Annotated in this window: 15 protein-coding genes; 5 read left to right on the top strand and 10 right to left on the bottom strand. The window is 42.9% G+C overall.

Annotated elements, in window-relative coordinates; all coding sequences use genetic code 11:
• Window positions 1–9 precede the first annotated feature (9 nt).
• From yfaE to nrdA, 3 genes are read right to left on the bottom strand one after another with little or no spacing between them, the layout of a single operon-like run.
• Window positions 10–261, bottom strand: coding sequence for a class I ribonucleotide reductase maintenance protein YfaE (yfaE, locus tag ABXT42_RS03520; RefSeq protein ID WP_443628988.1), 252 nt, complete (start codon window positions 259–261; stop codon window positions 10–12).
• Window positions 262–296: 35 nt separating this feature from the next.
• Window positions 297–1427, bottom strand: coding sequence for a class Ia ribonucleoside-diphosphate reductase subunit beta (nrdB, locus tag ABXT42_RS03515; RefSeq protein WP_443628987.1), 1131 nt, complete (start codon window positions 1425–1427; stop codon window positions 297–299).
• 53 nt (window positions 1428–1480) lie between these two features.
• Window positions 1481–3739: a class 1a ribonucleoside-diphosphate reductase subunit alpha gene (nrdA, locus tag ABXT42_RS03510; RefSeq protein ID WP_443628986.1), complete on the bottom strand. Its 2259-nt coding sequence runs from the start codon at window positions 3737–3739 to the stop codon at window positions 1481–1483.
• Between the two features lie 372 nt (window positions 3740–4111).
• Here nrdA and kdsA point away from each other — a divergent pair, with 372 nt between their 5' ends.
• A complete protein-coding gene (kdsA, locus tag ABXT42_RS03505) occupies window positions 4112–4960 on the top strand; it encodes a 3-deoxy-8-phosphooctulonate synthase (RefSeq protein ID WP_443628985.1) in 849 nt (282 codons plus the stop codon).
• A gap of 19 nt (window positions 4961–4979) precedes the next feature.
• Here the strand turns inward: kdsA and ABXT42_RS03500 are convergent, their stop codons facing one another.
• Window positions 4980–5576, bottom strand: a complete 597-nt coding sequence (locus ABXT42_RS03500; RefSeq protein ID WP_443628984.1) for a uridine kinase family protein — start codon at window positions 5574–5576, stop codon at window positions 4980–4982.
• A 170-nt stretch (window positions 5577–5746) separates the two neighbouring features.
• Between ABXT42_RS03500 and yaaA the strand changes: the two genes are divergently transcribed.
• Window positions 5747–6520 carry a peroxide stress protein YaaA gene (gene yaaA, locus ABXT42_RS03495; protein ID WP_443628983.1) on the top strand — a complete coding sequence of 258 codons (774 nt, stop codon included), beginning with the start codon at window positions 5747–5749 and terminating at the stop codon, window positions 6518–6520.
• Here yaaA and ABXT42_RS03490 read toward each other — a convergent pair whose 3' ends face one another.
• The 4 genes from ABXT42_RS03490 to ABXT42_RS03475 form a co-directional block, all read right to left on the bottom strand.
• Window positions 6521–6979, bottom strand: a complete 459-nt coding sequence (locus ABXT42_RS03490; RefSeq protein WP_443628982.1) for a YqaA family protein — start codon at window positions 6977–6979, stop codon at window positions 6521–6523. It lies immediately after the preceding gene.
• A 4-nt stretch (window positions 6980–6983) separates the two neighbouring features.
• Window positions 6984–8438 carry an exodeoxyribonuclease I gene (gene sbcB / locus ABXT42_RS03485; protein WP_443628981.1) on the bottom strand — a complete coding sequence of 485 codons (1455 nt, stop codon included), beginning with the start codon at window positions 8436–8438 and terminating at the stop codon, window positions 6984–6986.
• 30 nt (window positions 8439–8468) lie between these two features.
• Entirely contained in the window at window positions 8469–9590 is a 1122-nt protein-coding gene (gene gcvT, locus ABXT42_RS03480; RefSeq protein ID WP_443628980.1) for a glycine cleavage system aminomethyltransferase GcvT, read from the bottom strand.
• Window positions 9591–9693: 103 nt separating this feature from the next.
• Window positions 9694–10296 carry a helix-turn-helix domain-containing protein gene (locus tag ABXT42_RS03475; RefSeq protein ID WP_443628979.1) on the bottom strand — a complete coding sequence of 201 codons (603 nt, stop codon included), beginning with the start codon at window positions 10294–10296 and terminating at the stop codon, window positions 9694–9696.
• Window positions 10297–10558: 262 nt separating this feature from the next.
• Here ABXT42_RS03475 and gcvH point away from each other — a divergent pair, with 262 nt between their 5' ends.
• From gcvH to ABXT42_RS03460, 3 genes are all read left to right on the top strand, one after another.
• Window positions 10559–10951, top strand: a complete 393-nt coding sequence (gene gcvH / locus ABXT42_RS03470; RefSeq protein WP_443628978.1) for a glycine cleavage system protein GcvH — start codon at window positions 10559–10561, stop codon at window positions 10949–10951.
• A 76-nt stretch (window positions 10952–11027) separates the two neighbouring features.
• Window positions 11028–13931 carry an aminomethyl-transferring glycine dehydrogenase gene (gcvP, locus tag ABXT42_RS03465; RefSeq protein WP_443628977.1) on the top strand — a complete coding sequence of 968 codons (2904 nt, stop codon included), beginning with the start codon at window positions 11028–11030 and terminating at the stop codon, window positions 13929–13931.
• A gap of 151 nt (window positions 13932–14082) precedes the next feature.
• A complete protein-coding gene (locus ABXT42_RS03460) occupies window positions 14083–16221 on the top strand; it encodes an MFS transporter (protein WP_443628976.1) in 2139 nt (712 codons plus the stop codon).
• Here ABXT42_RS03460 and mutT read toward each other — a convergent pair.
• A complete protein-coding gene (mutT, locus tag ABXT42_RS03455; protein WP_443628975.1) occupies window positions 16214–16624 on the bottom strand; it encodes an 8-oxo-dGTP diphosphatase MutT in 411 nt (136 codons plus the stop codon). The genes ABXT42_RS03460 and mutT overlap by 8 nt on opposite strands.
• Window positions 16625–16633: 9 nt before the next feature.
• Complete coding sequence (argJ, locus tag ABXT42_RS03450; protein WP_443628974.1) at window positions 16634–17848, bottom strand: bifunctional glutamate N-acetyltransferase/amino-acid acetyltransferase ArgJ; 1215 nt, start codon at window positions 17846–17848, stop codon at window positions 16634–16636.
• Window positions 17849–17868: the final 20 nt, after the last annotated feature.

Here is a 17868-nt window from a genome sequence, read left to right as displayed (position 1 = left end):
GGGTTTGCACTAGATGGCCAAACCTATAGGGCCATCTGGTACACAGCAGCAAACCAAGATCTCTCCATCCCCTAAAGAGACCAAACTATCTTGTACCCAGTTAACCTTACCTGAGGTTAATTTCACTTTACAAAGTCCACAATAACCACCACGACAATTATATGTTACCGGTATCTGGTGCCCTTCCATGCTATCTAACAAAGAGAACTCTTCGTCGTATACAAAGCTTTGGGTGTCATTAATAGTGACTGTGGCGTTCATTAGCTGTGTTACCGATATTTAAAGTATTGCGACCATCAAAGGTCGAAGTCATCAAAATCTGCGTCGTCCATATTACTGTCGATGGCACCCACAAGGTATGAGCTTATTTCAGCTTCTTGAGGCGCTACCTGAACGTTATCGCTTACCAACCAAGCATTCATCCACGGTAAGGGGTTACTACGAATATCAAATATCTCTTCCAACCCCAAGCCTCGTAAACGAACGTTAGTTATATAGTCTACATAGTCGCTAAGGATCTCAGCGTTTAGGCCAATCATTGAGCCGTCTTTAAATAAATACTTAGCCCACTCACGCTCTTGTTCTGCTGCTTCTCGAAAGATTTCTATCACTTCATCTTTGCATGAGGCAGCAATGTCTACCATATCTGGATCATCTTGGCCGTTAGCCATTAAATTAAGCATGTGCTGAGTGCCAGCCAGATGCAAAGCTTCATCGCGAGCAATAAGTTTTATAACCTTAGCGTTGCCTTCCATAATAGCCCTTTCAGCAAAGGCAAAACTACAAGCAAAACTAACATAAAAACGCACTGCTTCAAGCACATTCACCGAAGCAAGAGTGAGATACAACTGACGTTTTAAAGCACTCAAGCTAACAACAACTTCTTCACCATTAACTTGATGAACTCCTTCACCAAGCAAGCTGTACTGGCTACACATTTCAATGAATAAGTCATAATACCGTGTGACTGAGTCCGCACGCTTAACGATTTCGTCATTATCTACAATGTCATCAAATACTATGCCTGGGTTATCCACCACATTACGAATGATATGAGTGTAGCTGCGACTATGAATTGTTTCACTAAACGACCAAGTTTCAAGCCAAGTCTCTAGCTCTGGTAACGATACTACAGGTAAAAATGCAACGTTTGGAGATCGCCCTTGCACACTGTCTAGCAGTGTTTGGTATTTTAAATTACTTAAGAATATGTGCCTTTCATGCTCTGCCATAGCCATAAAATCTTTACGGTCTGTGGATAAATCCACCTCTTCTGGGCGCCAGAAAAAAGACAGCTGTTTCTCGATCAACTTTTCAAAAATTGGGTGGCGTTGTTGATCGTAACGGGCAACGTTAACATTTTGGCCAAAGAACATTGGTTCTTTTAACGCATCATTTTTAACCTTGCTGAAGGTGGAGTAAGCCATGAATATCTCGTAGTTATACAGTTATATCTTAAAGGATTTAAAAACGGTCCTTGCTATAGTTTGCAAGCACCACCTTCACAGCCATCATCTTGATCATCATTAGCGCCATCACGGGTGTTATGGTAATACAAAGTTTTGACACCATACTTGTAGGCTGTAAGTAAGTCTTTTAACAATAGCTTCATAGGCACTTTTTCATTTTCAAAACGTGCTGGGTCATAGTTTGTATTGGCAGAAATAGCCTGATCAACAAACTTTTGCATAATACCTACCAGCTGCAAATAACCCTCATTATTTGGAATACTCCAAAGTAATTCATACGAATCACGCAGGCGCTTAAATTCAGGCACCACCTGTTTGAGAATACCATCCTTACTAGCCTTAACACTAACAAAGCCTCGTGGAGGCTCTATCCCGTTAGTGCTGTTAGTTATTTGGCTCGATGTCTCACAAGGCATCAACGCTGTTAAGGTACTATTGCGCAAGCCGTGCTGCTTAATTTGCTGACGTAGCGCATCCCAATCAAGTAAAAGTTCTTGATCACAAAACTTGTTCACGTCTTTTTTGTAGCTATCAATAGGCATTACACCTTGAGCGTAAAAAGTATCATCATAAGCAGGACATGCGCCTTGTTCTTGGGCTAAGCGGCTAGAGGCTTGCAATAGATAATACTGCACCGCTTCAAACGTTCGATGAGTTAGTGCATTACCAGAGCCATCAGAATACTTGGCGCCATTTTTAGCTAGGTAGTAGGCATAGTTGGTCACACCAACACCTAATGTTCTACGCTTCATACTGGCTTCATAAGCTGCTGGTACTGGATACTCTTGATAATCAAGCAAGCTATCCAAAGCACGAACAATAAGGTCTGCTAAGTTTTCCAACTCATCTAAACTATCTAAAGCGCCTAGGTTAAAGGCCGATAACGTACACAGGGCTATTTCACCACTAGCATCACCAATGCTATCTAACGGAGCCGTTGGCAACGTGATTTCTAAACACAAGTTACTCATTCGCACTGGTGCTTTTTTAGGGTCAAAGGCACTACGTGTATTACAGTGGTCCACATTTTGCAGATATATACGCCCAGTCTGAGCTCGTTCTTGTGCAAACTTACTGAACAAATCTACTGCTTTAACGGTGCGCTTACGGATAGACTCATCAGCCTCATACGTGGCGTATAAACGTTCAAATTCATCCTGATCAGCAAAAAAAGCGTCATACAAACCTGGTACATCTGAAGGACTGAATAAGGTGATGTTGCCACCTTTTATCAAACGAGTGTACATTAAGCGGTTAAATTGAACGCCGTAGTCCATATGCCTAGCACGGTTCTCCTCTACCCCACGGTTATTTTTTAATACCAATAGAGATTCAACTTCTAGGTGCCAAATGGGGTAAAACAAGGTAGCTGCACCACCACGCACACCACCTTGTGAACAACTTTTAACAGCTGTTTGAAAGTGCTTTATGAATGGAATCATACCAGTGTGAAATGCTTCTCCCCCACGGATAGGGCTACCCAAGGCCCGCAAACGACCTGCATTAATACCAATGCCTGCACGCTGACTTACATACTTAATGATGGCCGAAGAAGTAGCATTGATTGAATCCAATGAATCTCCACATTCTATCAATACACATGAACTAAACTGGCGTGTTGGCGTTCGAACACCTGCCATAATGGGCGTAGGCAGCGACAACTTAAATAAAGAGACGGCATCGTAGAAACGTTGCACATAGTCTAGTCGGGTGTCTTTAGGGTAGTTAGAGAATAAGCAAGCACCTACCAGCAAGTATAAAATTTGAGCACTTTCATGGATTTGGCCTGTCACTCGGTTTTGTACCAAATATTTGCCTTCCATTTGCTTCACTGCAGCATAACTAAAATTCATATCGCGAGAATGGTCTAAACATTCGTTCAAATGATCAAATTCAGCGTCTGTATAATCTTTTAACAAGGCACTATCATAACGCTTAAGAGCGACCATGTTTTTAACGTGCTCACCCAAATGGGGCGGTTCAAAGCTGCCAAAGGCACGTTTTCGAAGATGGAAGATAGCCAGTCTAGCGGCCATGTATTGGTAATCAGGCGTCTCTTCAGATATTAAATCAGCCGCAGACTTAATGATGGTCTCATGGATATCAGCAGTGCGAATACCATCGAAGAATTGAATATGAGCTTTAAGCTCAACCTGAGACACCGAGACATTTTCCAAGCCTTCTGCGGCCCAATCTATGACACGATGTATCTTTTCTAGGTCAATTTTTTCTTGTCGACCGTTACGCTTTGTGACCATCAAACCTTGCATAGATTTGCCTATATTTGTTGTTAACTTTTACTATTTTTCAGCAGCTTAACTGAAGAACATCAGCATATTTTGCAATTCAAGCAAATAGTGAAAAAAACAACAAATCACTATATATTGTGCCTCAAAACATAATATGCCACCAAATATAGACATTTGCCTAGATAAAATCAAGCCGAATATTATTTAAATCTAAACTATCTGACTTGACAAATTGCCAAGGCAGATCAGCTCTGGCTTTCCTACTGGGCTTGTATTAATTATTTTTTCAGCTCATAAATACATCATATCGATTGGGAAAATATAGGCTTGTAACAAACTGACTGATACAATAGTTGCTTATGCATAAATGGCAGTTAAAGGATTTTTTAGACCATGTCTCAAAACACAGTCACCGTTGGGAATTTATCAGTTAGTAATACACTGCCATTTACTTTATTTGGTGGTATGAACGTACTTGAATCTAAAGATCTTGCACTTGAAATAGCCGACCATTATGTAAACACCGCAAAAAAGCTCAAAATACCCTATGTGTTTAAAGCTTCTTTTGATAAAGCCAACCGATCTTCGATCAATTCATTTCGTGGGCCAGGCCTTGATAAAGGTTTAGAAATACTTCAGGCAGTGAAGTCAGCTTACAATGTACCCATTATTACCGACGTACATGAACCCCACCAGGCTCAAGCAGCAGCGCAAGTTGCTGATGTTATTCAATTACCTGCGTTCTTATCCAGGCAAACAGACCTAGTGATCGCTATGGCCAAAACTGGGGCTGCTATCAACATCAAAAAGGCTCAGTTTTTAACACCAAGTGAAATGATTCATATTATCACCAAGTTTAAAGACGCTGGTAATGACAAGCTAATGTTATGCGAACGCGGCAGTAGCTTTGGCTACAATAATTTAGTGGTAGACATGCTGGGGTTTGGCACGATGAAAGCGTTCGGACATCCTTTGTTATTTGATGTGACTCACGCCCTACAAATTCCAGGTGGTCAAGAAAACGCAGCGGGAGGCCGGCGAGCGCAGGTAACCCAGCTAGCCCTGGCAGGCATGTCTCAAGGCATTGCTGGTTTATTTCTTGAAGCCCATCCTGATCCATCCAAAGCCAAATGCGATGGTCCTTGTGCGCTGCCATTATCACAGCTAGAAGCTTTTTTAAGGCAAGTAAAGGCAATGGATGATTTAGTAAAAGCGTTACCAGCACTTAATACCCAAAGCTAAGTAGCCAGAAGAATTGCCACTAGGTTTGATCCCCTAACACTAGGTGTTCAACCGCATCAACTGTTGATTCTTGATGATGATGCCAGGACTCGGTGCACTGCCAGTGATCTATCCAACTTGTATCATCTTGAGGTCGAGCCAGCATGCGCTGCTTGCGCAACGACCTAGGCGTATCCACAAAAAGTGACAGGTGGACCATGTCCCGCAGAGGTTTGCTAAAAGCAAACACTCCATCAATAATCAACACTCCCTTGGGCAGCAGCTCTATACTGTCATCACTTTCCCCATTGACCCAATGCACTGGCTTGTAGCTTACTTTCATACCTTTTAGTAACGGCTCAAGCAAGCAGTCTTTAAACTCACTAACATTGAAATAGGCATCTCTCGCACAAACATTGTGTAATTTCCCCTGCTGTATTTTGGTCAATGGATGGTAAAAGTCATCTAACTTTACCACTTGAGTATGCGCCCAAGGTTTTATTTCATCACTTAACGCCTGGCATAAAGTCGATTTACCTGCACCACCACAGCCATCTATAGCGATGACGAAAAGCTGACTCTGTTGGTATTGAGTTTGGGCTGATTTAGCGATACCTTGAATTTTTTTTAACCACATACAGTGTCCATAAAACTTCTCTAACAAGCCATTAAAAAAGGGGATCTTAACATGCTCATGTTTAATGACGACAAACCTGAGTAAAGTTTCATTTTAACACTTGCACTCAAAAGCTTAGTTACCTAGTATCATTATTATTATTTACTTTTTTAAGTGCAATACTACTACCTATGCTAATTGTTATTTCTCCTGCCAAAACACTAGATTTTGAAACCCCTAGCCACACAACACTGTCTAGTCAGCCAGAGTACCTTAGCCAATCTCAAGCCTTAATCGATGTACTAGCCCCCATGGCACCTCAAGACGTCGCACAATTAATGAAATTAAGTGACAAATTAGCAGCGCTTAATACCGCACGTTACGGAAGTTTTAGTACACCTTTTACTACAGACAATGCAAAACAAGCCATTTTAGCTTTTAAGGGGGATGTGTATACTGGACTAGAGGCGAATACATTAACTCAAAGCCAACTCAACTTTAGCCAGTCTCATTTGCGCATTTTGTCTGGTTTATATGGATTATTAAAACCTTTGGATTTAATGCAGGCGTATCGTTTAGAAATGGGTACCAAATTAGCCACGCCTGAAGGTAAAGACCTCTATGAGTATTGGGGAAATTCACTAACTGAAGGTTTGAACGCATTATTGGGGCAAGATTCTGCCCCTGTATTGATCAACTTAGCATCCAATGAGTACTTCAAAGCGATAAAGCCACAGGCCTTAAATGCTCGTATTATTACCCCAGTGTTTAAAGATAGAAAGAATGGCAATTATAAGATTATTAGCTTCTTTGCAAAAAAAGCTAGAGGTATGATGACAAGATACATTATTGAAAACGAACTCAATGAGGTAGAAAAAATTAAACATTTTGATCAATCTGGTTACTATTACAGCGAAGAACAAAGCACTAATGATCAATGGGTATTTTTACGCGAAGAAGTATAATTACGCCCATATCATAAACAGCCAGACCAATGCATACCGGGAGGCCTTACCTATCACGATAAGACTTAGGCAAAGCCTTTTTGGCCAGCCCAAGTAGCCAGCAGCCAAACAAAATCCGTCACCAATGATAGGCACCCAACTAAGCAGTAATAACCAAACACCATAACTTTGAAGTTGATCAACACGCAGTGCTGATAAAATGAACATCCCTTCTATTCTGCTCTTTAGAGCCCCCTTAACTCTCGATTGAAACTTACTTCGCTGCAATCTAAGAGCTAATATACCGCCCATGAAAAAGGTCACATACGCACCTAAACTGTTGCCCGAAGTTGCAATAAGCCACAACCAAAAGCCATTTTCAGGCTGTTCTATCAACATAGCCACCAACAAGACCTCCGACCCACCAGGTAATAATGTTGCAGCAAGTGCGCTAAACACAAATAAACTAAGCCACGACACTGAGTTAGCTCATTGGATAAATAGATTCTGCATACATGTGCAGCTCTTCAAGGATCGCAATTTGAGCTGGGTCTTTAATTTTTTGACCTAACTCATTTAGCTCTTTGGCAAAGTGTTCATAAGTACGCGCACCAGAAGCGCTGGCATCAAGCAGCCGTTCACTGCGAAAAGCCTCCCACGCCTGCATTTCGTCACCACTTAATAGATGTGGATAGTTACGCGCTTTAAGGCGAAAGAGCATGGCTTCTAAGCGATTATCTGTGAAGGAAAACTCACCCTCGCTCCAGATAGACGGATCACTTTGATGTACCTTTTCCATCAGTTTGCGATCTTTATCATTAAAAAAACCACCGCCATAAAGTCCAGCATCAGGATCTACTACAGGGAAGTCAGGTCGATTTGAATATGCTTGAGATAGTGCTTCACATAAATTTAGGTCTTCACGCAAATACTGCAGGTGTTTTAGACACTGCGTTTTATCAACACTAAAGGATGTAGCTTGCTCATCAGACAAGGTCTGCAATGGCGATACCACAGGGCACTTGTTGACTTGGATCTCTTTCACTGCTGGACGCTGAGCATCCACAGGCAGTAGATCTTTACGACTAAATAACAGCTCTTGTAACTGTGCTGAACTATAGCCTTGCCAAATGCGTGGATCTTGGCGCAGGTCGAATACCAGCACTGCGTTGTTGTTGCTTGGGTGCTTTGCAAACGCACCAACCAATGACAAATAGCCGTTTTCACGCCCATAAGTCGAAGAAACGTGCAATACAGGTTTACGCATTTGTAAGTCTAACTGACCCCAAACTTGAGCTTTATGTTTTAGCTGAAACACATAGTTGTATAGTCGAGGTTGAGATTTTTTAAGCAAACGCGCCAACTCTATAGTAGCGCGAACATCCGCCAAAGCATCATGAGCGTCAGCATGCTCGATACCATTAGCTGGAGCTAGTCGATCTAACTTTAGCACAAGCTCACCCGCTTCATTACGAGGCCAGTTGATGCCCTCAGGGCGAATGGCAGCAGCTGTTCTGACCAGGTCAATCAAATCCCAACGGCTATTACCACCTTGCCATTCGCGAGCATAGACATCAAACAAATTTCGGTACAAACCAAACCTTGTGAATTCATCATCAAATCGTAAACTGTTATAACCTAAACTGCAGGTACCTGGCTTGCTCATTTGCTCATTAATTAGAGCCATGAATTCCACTTCTGGCACACCCTCTTGTAAGCATTTTTGAGGGGTAACGCCTGTCACTAAACAGGCACTTGGTGATGGTAGATAGTCATCAGCTGGACGGCAGTACCACATCATAGACTCACCAATTTGGTTAAAATCTAGATCTGTACGTATCGCTGCAAATTGTGAAGGGCGATCCCAGCGCGGGTCCAGACCAAAAGTTTCATAATCATGCCATAGCAATGTTTGAGTTTGGTCCGGTTGATACGCCACGCGAAAGCTCCTTAAAGGCTGTGCCGATAATTACCGACGATAAGTTTGTTCTACAAATGGCATCTTACACACTCTACAAGGTAATTGCTTGCCACGAACTAAGGCAAACACTTGAGTATCAAAGGGGGTATAAGCATTATCAACATAGCCCATTGCTAGAGGAGCACCCAAGCTTGGACCAAATCCACCAGAGGTTACTACGCCAATCACATCACCTTGTGCTGTAACTAACTGAACACCTTCACGAACTGGAGCCTTGCCTTCTGGTAGTAGACCAACACGGCGACGCTTCGCACCATTAGCCATTTCTTCCAACACAATTTCTGCCCCAGGAAACCCACCTTCACGATCACCTCCAGCGCGACGGCTTTTTTGAATCCCCCAGGTCAAATTAGCTGAGATAGGGGTCGTTTGTTGGTTTAAGTCGTGTCCATACAAACATAATCCTGCTTCTAGTCGTAAAGAATCACGAGCGCCAAGGCCTACCCACTCTACTTCATCAAAGGCCAATAAGCTTGCAGCTAATGCTTCTGCTCGATCATTAGCAACAGAGATTTCAAACCCATCTTCACCCGTATAACCAGCTCGACCAATAAAACATTCATGCCCCAAAATAGACACTGATCTAGCATCCATAAAACGCATATCTTCAACATCTGGTGCTAGGCGAGCAAGAACTTCACAAGCCTTTGGACCTTGCAGCGCCAATAAAGAACGATCTTCAAGAACTTCTAGATCAATATTACTGCCAAGGTGAGCACGCATATGCTCGATGTCTTGCACCTTACACCCAGCGTTGACAACTAAAAAGAAATGATCACCAGCATTGGTAACCATTAAATCGTCCATAATGCCACCAGAAGCATTAGTAAAAAAACCATAACGCTGTCGCCCTGGAGCTAGCGCAACATAATCTGCAGGAATCAAGCTTTCTAAAGCTAGAGCAATTGATTCCATAGATGTACCGGTGAGACGCACTTGGCCCATATGGGAAACATCAAACAATCCAGCTTGAGCACGACAGTGTAAATGTTCTTTTTTGACACCCATGGCATATTGCACGGGCATATCGTAACCCGCAAAAGGAACCATTTTTGCTCCTGCTTGAATATGCATGGAATGAAAAGGGGTAGTTAACAAAGAATCAGTCATAAACTTCTCGCAGTTTGGGTTAAAATCACTCATCTGCAGAAATTATAACAAGTTTCCTATAGGAAATAAAATTACTTTAAATAATATTCAGCGTTGGAGGGATTTATCGAGCGACGATCCACAATACAAGGGCGTCAGTCTCACTCAAGCTCACCAAAGCATGGCCCATATTTGCATCGTAATACATGCTATCTCCTGCCACCATAGCTACAGGCTCGTAAAACTCAGTATAAAGAGCTAACTCACCTTCTAACACCAACAAAAACTCTTCTCCTTCATGACGAACCCAGTCACCAAAGTCATCAAAACTACGCGCTCTAACACGTGTCTTAAAAGGCACCATTTTTTTTCTAGCAAGGTCAGTAGATAAAAGCTCATGCTCATAGGTACTAGTTGGATGCGGTGTTCCTTGACCCGATTTCGTAAGCACACGTCGCCCAGAAGCCATGGTAGTGCGAGGTTTAGCGAAAAGTTGTGGGATGTCAATCTGCAGACCATTTGCTAGTTTTTGGACAGCTGTAAAGGTTGGAGAGATCTGCTCATTTTCTATCTTAGACAAAGTTGAGCGAGCCAAGCCTGTTTTTTGACTAGCCTCTTCTAAGGTTAAATTCAAACTTTTCCTAATTTCCCGTAATCGCTTACCCAGCTGCAAAGGCTCTACATTAGCTTGCATCCCAGAACCGGATTCAATCTTTAACTCAGGCATATTTGGTTGCTCCGCGGACATGTTGTATCTCATAGGTTTCACAGGCTAAAGCTCATGCTAACACGGCATGCGTCCACCGTCATGCCGAGGCAACTAACAAGCGCCTGCACGAGAATACAGCAAAACTAAAAAGGGGAAATATTTCCTATACGCTATTTTATTGATTGGATCTAATCAAAATGATATGCTGTATGCATATTATATACGACTCTTCACTAGAGCCGAGTATTTACTTTAATCTTGGATAATAGGAACCAAAAACATGAATAACATTCCTGCTGAATTGCTTTATACCGACTCCCACGAATGGTTGGCCGACAATGGTGATGGCACTGTAACAATTGGCATCACTCATCATGCCCAAGAGTTATTAGGAGACATCGTGTTTGTTGAAGCTCCAGATGTGGGCCGAAGCTTGGATGCTGGCGAAGAGTATACGGTTATTGAATCAGTAAAAGCAGCATCAGATTCATATGCTCCAATAGCAGGAGAAATAATTGCTTTTAACGATTCTCTAGAAGACTCTCCTGAAATGGTTAATGAGGACCCTTATATAGAGGGTTGGATTGTGAAGCTTAAACTAGCAGAAGACGCAGATCTAGGTATGTTGCTTAGCGCACAAGCCTATTCTGACGTTATTAATAACGAAGACTAAACAGTTGCTTTGATCACCCTAATTTCATAATAAATTATCCTAGTACGCTATTTATAGCGCCTAGCGAGGATTCCCCATGTCTGCACCTTCTTTTACTCCAACTCCTATTGCACAGTTACTTCAAACTGATGCTTTTATTGACCGTCATATTGGCCCAAGCAGCGCTGACAATGATGTTATGTTGCGTCACCTCAATGTGTCTAGCATGGGTGAGTTGTTGGACGAAACAGTGCCAGACAGTATCCGCTTAGACCAGCCTTTAAACTTACCTTCTTCACAGTCTGAAGTAGATACTTTAGCTCAGCTTAAAACGATGGCTAGCAAAAACATAGTCAATGTATCTTGCATCGGCATGGGGTACAGCAATACGTTAGTCCCAAACGTTATTTTACGCAACGTTATGGAAAACCCAGCATGGTATACCGCTTACACACCTTATCAGCCAGAAATTGCTCAGGGTCGTTTAGAGTCATTACTTAATTACCAACAAATGATTATGGACTTAACAGGCATGGAGCTTTCTAACGCTTCATTACTGGATGAAGCAACCGCAGCTGCAGAAGCAATGGCACTTTGCAAACGGGCCAACAAGAAAAAGAGCGTGACTTTCTTTGTTGATGATAATACTCACCCACAAAATCTATCTGTAATACGCACACGCGCAGAGTATTTTGGGTTTGAGATTGTCACTGGCAACCCAGCCACAGATTTGGCTCAACACGACTTATTCGGCGTGCTGGTTCAATACCCAGGTAGTGATGGCGCTATTTGTAACTTAAAGAGCATTATTGATGAAGCCCATGAGCAACAAGCACTGGTTGTTGTTGGTGCTGACATCATGAGTTTGGTGTTATTGCGCTCTCCTGGAGAGCTTGGTGCTGATGTAGTGTTTGGCTCTAGCCAACGCTTTGGTGTGCCCTTAGGGTTTGGTGGTCCACACGCTGCTTTTTTTGCCAGTAAAGACAAATACAAACGTTCCATTCCTGGACGTATTATTGGCGTCTCAATAGACACCAAAGGTAGGCCTGCGCTGCGTATGGCTATGCAAACCCGTGAACAACATATCCGCCGAGAAAAAGCTAACTCTAACATCTGTACGGCACAAGCCCTATTGGCTAACATGTCGTCTTTTTACGCGGTTTATCACGGCCCAAAGGGTCTTCGCACTATTGCTAATCGCATCCAACGCTTTACAGCTATTTTGGCAGCTCAGCTTGAGACTTTAGGTTTTCCTTCCAGTAACCAAAACTTCTTTGATACCTTAACTTTGCCAACCAATGGCCAACAAGATGAAATCTATCAGCGCGCACTTGATGCTGGTTATAATTTACGCAGAGTTGGCACTGATGGCTTAGGCGTTAGCTTAGATGAAACTACCCAAACACATCATGTTCAAGCGTTGCTAAATATATTTTCAGGAACTCAAGTAGAGTTTGACTTAGTTGCGACAGATGCCTTGTGCAGCAGTATCAGCATGGGGATGCCTAACGAATTAATGCGCACTGATGCTATCTTAGAGCACCCTATTTTTAACAGCTATCATAGCGAAACAGATATGTTGCGCTATATGAAAAAATTAGAAAATAAAGATTTCTCTTTAGTTCATGGCATGATCCCACTGGGTTCTTGCACTATGAAACTTAATGCCACAGCGCAGATGGCAGCAGTCACATGGCCTGAATTTTCTAATATGCACCCCTTTGCTCCAGCAGATCAAACTCAAGGTTATATGGAGTTAATTAGGTCTTTAGAAGCACAATTAGTTGAAATTACTGGTTACGACCATGTGTCAATGCAACCCAATTCTGGTGCCCAAGGCGAGTACGCTGGACTTGTGGCCATTCGCAAATACCAAGAAAGTATTGGCGAAGGTCATCGCAACGTATGCATCATCCCAAGCTCTTCTCATGGCACCAACCCTGCCAGTGCTTCTATGGTAGATATGACGGTAGTTGTGGTTGGTTGTGATGATTTAGGCAACGTAGATGTTGCAGAACTAAAAGCCAAAGCGCAGCAATATGCTGAACAGCTTTCATGCTTAATGATCACCTACCCTTCAACACATGGTGTGTATGAAGAAAGTGTCGTGGAAATTTGCCAAATTATTCATGATAATGGCGGCCAAGTTTATATGGACGGTGCTAATATGAACGCCCAAGTAGGGGTGAGCAAACCTGGCCTCATAGGTTCTGACGTTTCACACCTTAACTTACATAAAACCTTTGCTATTCCTCATGGTGGTGGTGGTCCAGGTATGGGGCCTATTGGCGTAAAGTCTCATCTTGCGCCTTTTTTACCTAATCACCCTGTGGTTCCCGTACACGGAGAAGACAATGGTAATGGAGCAGTCTCAGCAGCGCCTTATGGTAGTGGTTCAATCCTGCCTATTTCTTGGGCTTACATTAATTTGTTAGGTTCAGAAGGTTTGGAGCAATCCACCGCCCAGGCTATTTTGAGTGCCAACTATATGGCTTCACGCTTAAGTGAGCACTTCCCTATCTTGTATCAAGGCCGCAATGATCGTGTAGCACACGAGTGTATTATTGATATTCGTGGACTAAAAGAAACCACCGGTATCAGTGAAGAAGATATTGCCAAACGTTTGATGGACTATGGCTTTCATGCGCCTACCATGTCCTTCCCTGTGGCAGGCACCTTGATGATTGAGCCCACAGAGTCTGAGCCAAAGCGAGAAATTGATCGCTTTTGTGACGCTATGGCTAGTATTCGTGGTGAAATTGCGAAAATTGAATCAGGCGAGTGGAGCCCGAAGCACAACCCATTAAAAATGGCACCACACACCCAGTCAGATTTAGCGAGCCATGGTTGGAATCGGGGTTATTCCCGCAGTGTTGCAGCTTTTCCATCTGCAGCAACCTTGGATGCAAAATTCTGGCCTACGGTTAATCGTATAGATAACGTTTATGGTGATCGTAACCTTATCTGCTCTTGCCCCCCGATGGAGTCATACCAAGACTAATAAAGGCTTCTAACAGCGTAAATGACGTTGGGAAGGTGTGTAATATAAAAGCGCTTGTAAGCAGCTAAATTTATTCATTGACCCACGTCTATATTTACTATATTTTGCGACTAAATTACCCGCTTCAAACTAACTACTTAGCAGGGAACTCGTGAAAGCGCTGAATCCATTTTTACCTTTATTTTTAAGCTGTACTCTATTGCTCATGGGCAATGGTTTGTTGTTCATTATTATTCCCATGAGCATGCGCTTAGATGGCCAAGATACAGATGCTATTGGCTTAGTCATGTCGCTTTATTTTGTAGGTATGTTGCTAGGTTCCTTGTATGGCAAGAACCTTATCAGCCGTGTAGGCCATATACGCATTTTTGCCGCTTGTGCTTCTGTAGCCACTATGTGCGCTTTATTACACAGCATCTGGTCTGTGCCTGTAGTTTGGGGACTATTAAGGGTACTCATTGGTTTTACCAATGCAACTTTTTTTATGACTATGGAAACATGGTTAAGTGAGAGCTCTACTAGAGAGAACCGCGCTACAGTTCTTGGTAGCTATCAGTTTGTTACTTATTTTGGCTTAGCTTTAGGCCAACTTATGTTGAATTTTGCAGAACCACAAGACCCTATTCTTTACATCTATGTAGCGATGCTCTTTTGTTTATGTATGATTCCAGTGCTTATGAGCCGTTCTGGTGGCCCGCGCATTAATGAATCTGAATCTATGCCATTAAAAATCCTCTACAAAACATCACCCCTGGGCGTTATAGGCATCATGATTTCTGGCATTTGCTTAGGCGCTTTGTACAATATGAGCAGCATATACGGTGCCGACGTGGGTATGACCAAAAGCCAAATAGCAACTTTTATGAGTGCTACTATGGTGGGAGGGTTTTTATTACAGTTTCCTGTGGGCAAATTGGCTGATCTATTTGATAGACGTACCGTGTTAGTGATCACACTGCTGGTGGCCTGCTTTGCAGCGATGGTATTACCCATTATGGCCTCTCAAGGTGAAATGGCTATTACTATTGCATGTGCAATAATTCTCAGTGGCGCTTTGGCTTGTGTGTACCCCATAGCCTTAGCAGATGCCTTTGATCGACTCAAGCCTACTGAAATGGTGGCAGCCAGTGGAAAGCTCATTTTGGCTTATTCTACAGGTGGAGTCATTGGTCCCTATACGTCTTCATTGGTAATGAAACACATGGGCGCAGGAGCTTTGTTTGGCTACTTAATTGTGGCATGTCTGGTGTTAATTACCTTCGTAATGTATCGCATGAGTATTCGCTCAGCAGTGCCTGATGCACTGCAAGAATCATTCGTGATGCAAGGCATGGCACCCATGGCTACCGAACTTGATCCGCGTACAGAATATAATAGTTTGGATGAAACCAGTATAGCTGCTGAAACTGTGCTTTTATTGGCAGAAGAAAATCCAGATGATGTGGTAGAAATCGCCTTGAGCATCGCTCTAAATCAACCAGAAGAGGCTGTTAATATAGCCCAAGCCACTGCCTACAACTACCCTGATGACGCTGTAGTTTTAGCCATCACCTTGGCTAATGAACTGCCCCACTTGAAACTTGATATTATTACTAATGTGGCAGGCTCCGCTCCTTCTTCTGGTGCGGATTTAGCACGATATATGTGTGGCTTAATTAAACAACAAAAACTCGATCCTGAAGCAAGTTTTAATGCATTAAGCAGGCTTACGTTAAAACTGCTGGATGAAGCACCTCTGCAAGCTGCAGAAATTGCCGCTATAGTCAGTCATGAAATTGCCGACGATATGCCTGAATTAGTCGCTCAAATTGCAGTCTTGGCCGCGCAAGCAGCACCAGATCAGCGGGTAGAAGTAGCTACAGCAGTAACTCAAGAAGTGCCCGAGGCCAGTGTAGAGATAGCCACTGGAGTAGCAGAAACCATAGCTTCAAGTCCTGATGAAGAGTTGCACAGTTTCTTAGCAGGTGAAGAAAATGATGATTACTTAGGAGAAGGCGCAGAGCTAGCTATTGCTTTAGGCCAAGAAACACCAGAACAAGCCTTTGATATTGCAACCGCTGTTGCTGAAATACTCCCAGAAGACGCCGCTCAAGTAGCTGAATCTATAGCTCAAACAGATCCTGAAAATGCATCGGAGTTAGTCGATAGTATAAGCGAGGTGGCACCAGAAATGGCAGATGATGTGATGTATGCTGTGGCCAGCTCCTTGCCAGAACAAGCAGAAGAGATACTACAAGATGTGCTAATGGACGCTGAAGCTAACGAACAAGCCGATCGTCAGGTTAGCTAACAGGCCAAGTTTCAAGCAAAGCATCAGCAATCGCTTTATTCGCATCAGGAATAGCCAGCCCAGATAATGTTTTTGCATCGACCCATAAAACGGGCTGATCTTCCATGCCTTTAGCAATGCCTGATGCATTCTTAACTAGATAGAAATACAATGACACATTTTTATCAGCATAGTCGTGATGCACAGCTTTAAATAGCTCACAAAAGCGTTGATCAATCTGTAAATCAACTTCCTCTTCAAGCTCTCTTGCCAAAGCTTGTAAATGGGTTTCGTCAGTTTCTATTTTTCCGCCTGGAAATTCCCACTTACCACCTTGATGTTGCCAATGCGCACGTTGTGCCATTAGTATTCGCTGCTGAGAATCAACCACGATTGCTGCAACTACCTCCACACGCTTATTCATTGCTTTACCTTAACTGCGATAGTCAGCGTTGATTTTAACGTAATCATAAGATAAATCAGTAGTCCACACTGTTTGCTTTATATCGCCGCGCTTAAGGTCTACTCGTATGATGATTTCTTCTTGGTCCATGACTTCTTGACCTGCTGATTCTGTGTAACTTGCTGCACAGCCGCCTTGGTCAACTAGAAGGCAGTCACCTAAATGAATGGTTAGGGTGTTAACGTCAAGGTTGGGCACGCCAGAATAACCTACTGCGCATAATATGCGCCCCCAGTTTGGGTCACTAGCAAACATTGCAGTTTTTGTAAGTGGTGAATGGGCGATAGCATACGCCACTTGCAAACACTCTTGTGTATTCGCACCACCTTCCACTTCTACACTAATAAACTTAGTTGCACCTTCTCCGTCTCGTACAATCGCGTGAGCTAACTGCTGCATAAGTTCAGTGAGGGCTTTGCTAAATTTGGAGATCAGTTCACTATCATCATCTAAGCATAAGCTACTAGCACCTGTAGCGATGAGCATACACGAATCATTAGTCGACATATCGCCGTCTACTGTAATTCGGTTAAAGCTTTGTTCCACAGCTTGGTCTAGTAGGTCTTGGGTTAAGGTGGGTGAACATCTCACATCAGTTGCAACAAACGCAAGCATAGTGGCCATATTTGGCCGAATCATACCTGAACCTTTAGAAATGCCAGTGAGGCTGATCGTTTGGCCTAGGTGTTCAATTTGAACACTAGCGCCTTTGGTGCGAGTGTCTGTAGTTAATATCCCCAAAGCCGCATCTTGCCAGCCATTAACGTCTAATTTTTTTATAGCGTGAGGCAAGTTTGATACGATTTTTTCTATTGGAAGCTTTTCTCCGATTACCCCTGTTGAAAAGGGTAATACTTGAGAGCTATTTAAACTGAGACCTTTTGCCAGTTCTTGGCAACAAGTGAATGCATCAGCATCACCCACAAGTCCAGTGCCTGCATTAGCATTACCTGTGTTGATGACTAAGGCCAAAGGGCTATCCTCTAGCAAATGTCGCTTACATAGCTGCACTGGAGCTGCACAGAATGCATTAGTGGTAAATACTCCAGCGATACTTGAACCAGCTTGGGCTAGCATTACCACTAAGTCTTTACGACCAGAGGTTTTAATTCCAGCCTCTGTGGTACCTAATTGAAACCCTTCAATAGGATGGTAGTTCACATTAGCTAAGCGTCCAACAGCCATAATTTAATTCCTAATACATC

Source organism: Candidatus Njordibacter sp. Uisw_002 (genome assembly GCF_047730155.1).
In the GTDB taxonomy this organism is placed as follows: domain Bacteria; phylum Pseudomonadota; class Gammaproteobacteria; order Pseudomonadales; family Balneatricaceae; genus Njordibacter.
Note: the sequence above shows the minus strand (reverse complement) of the source record. Positions and strands in the feature narration are given on the sequence as shown.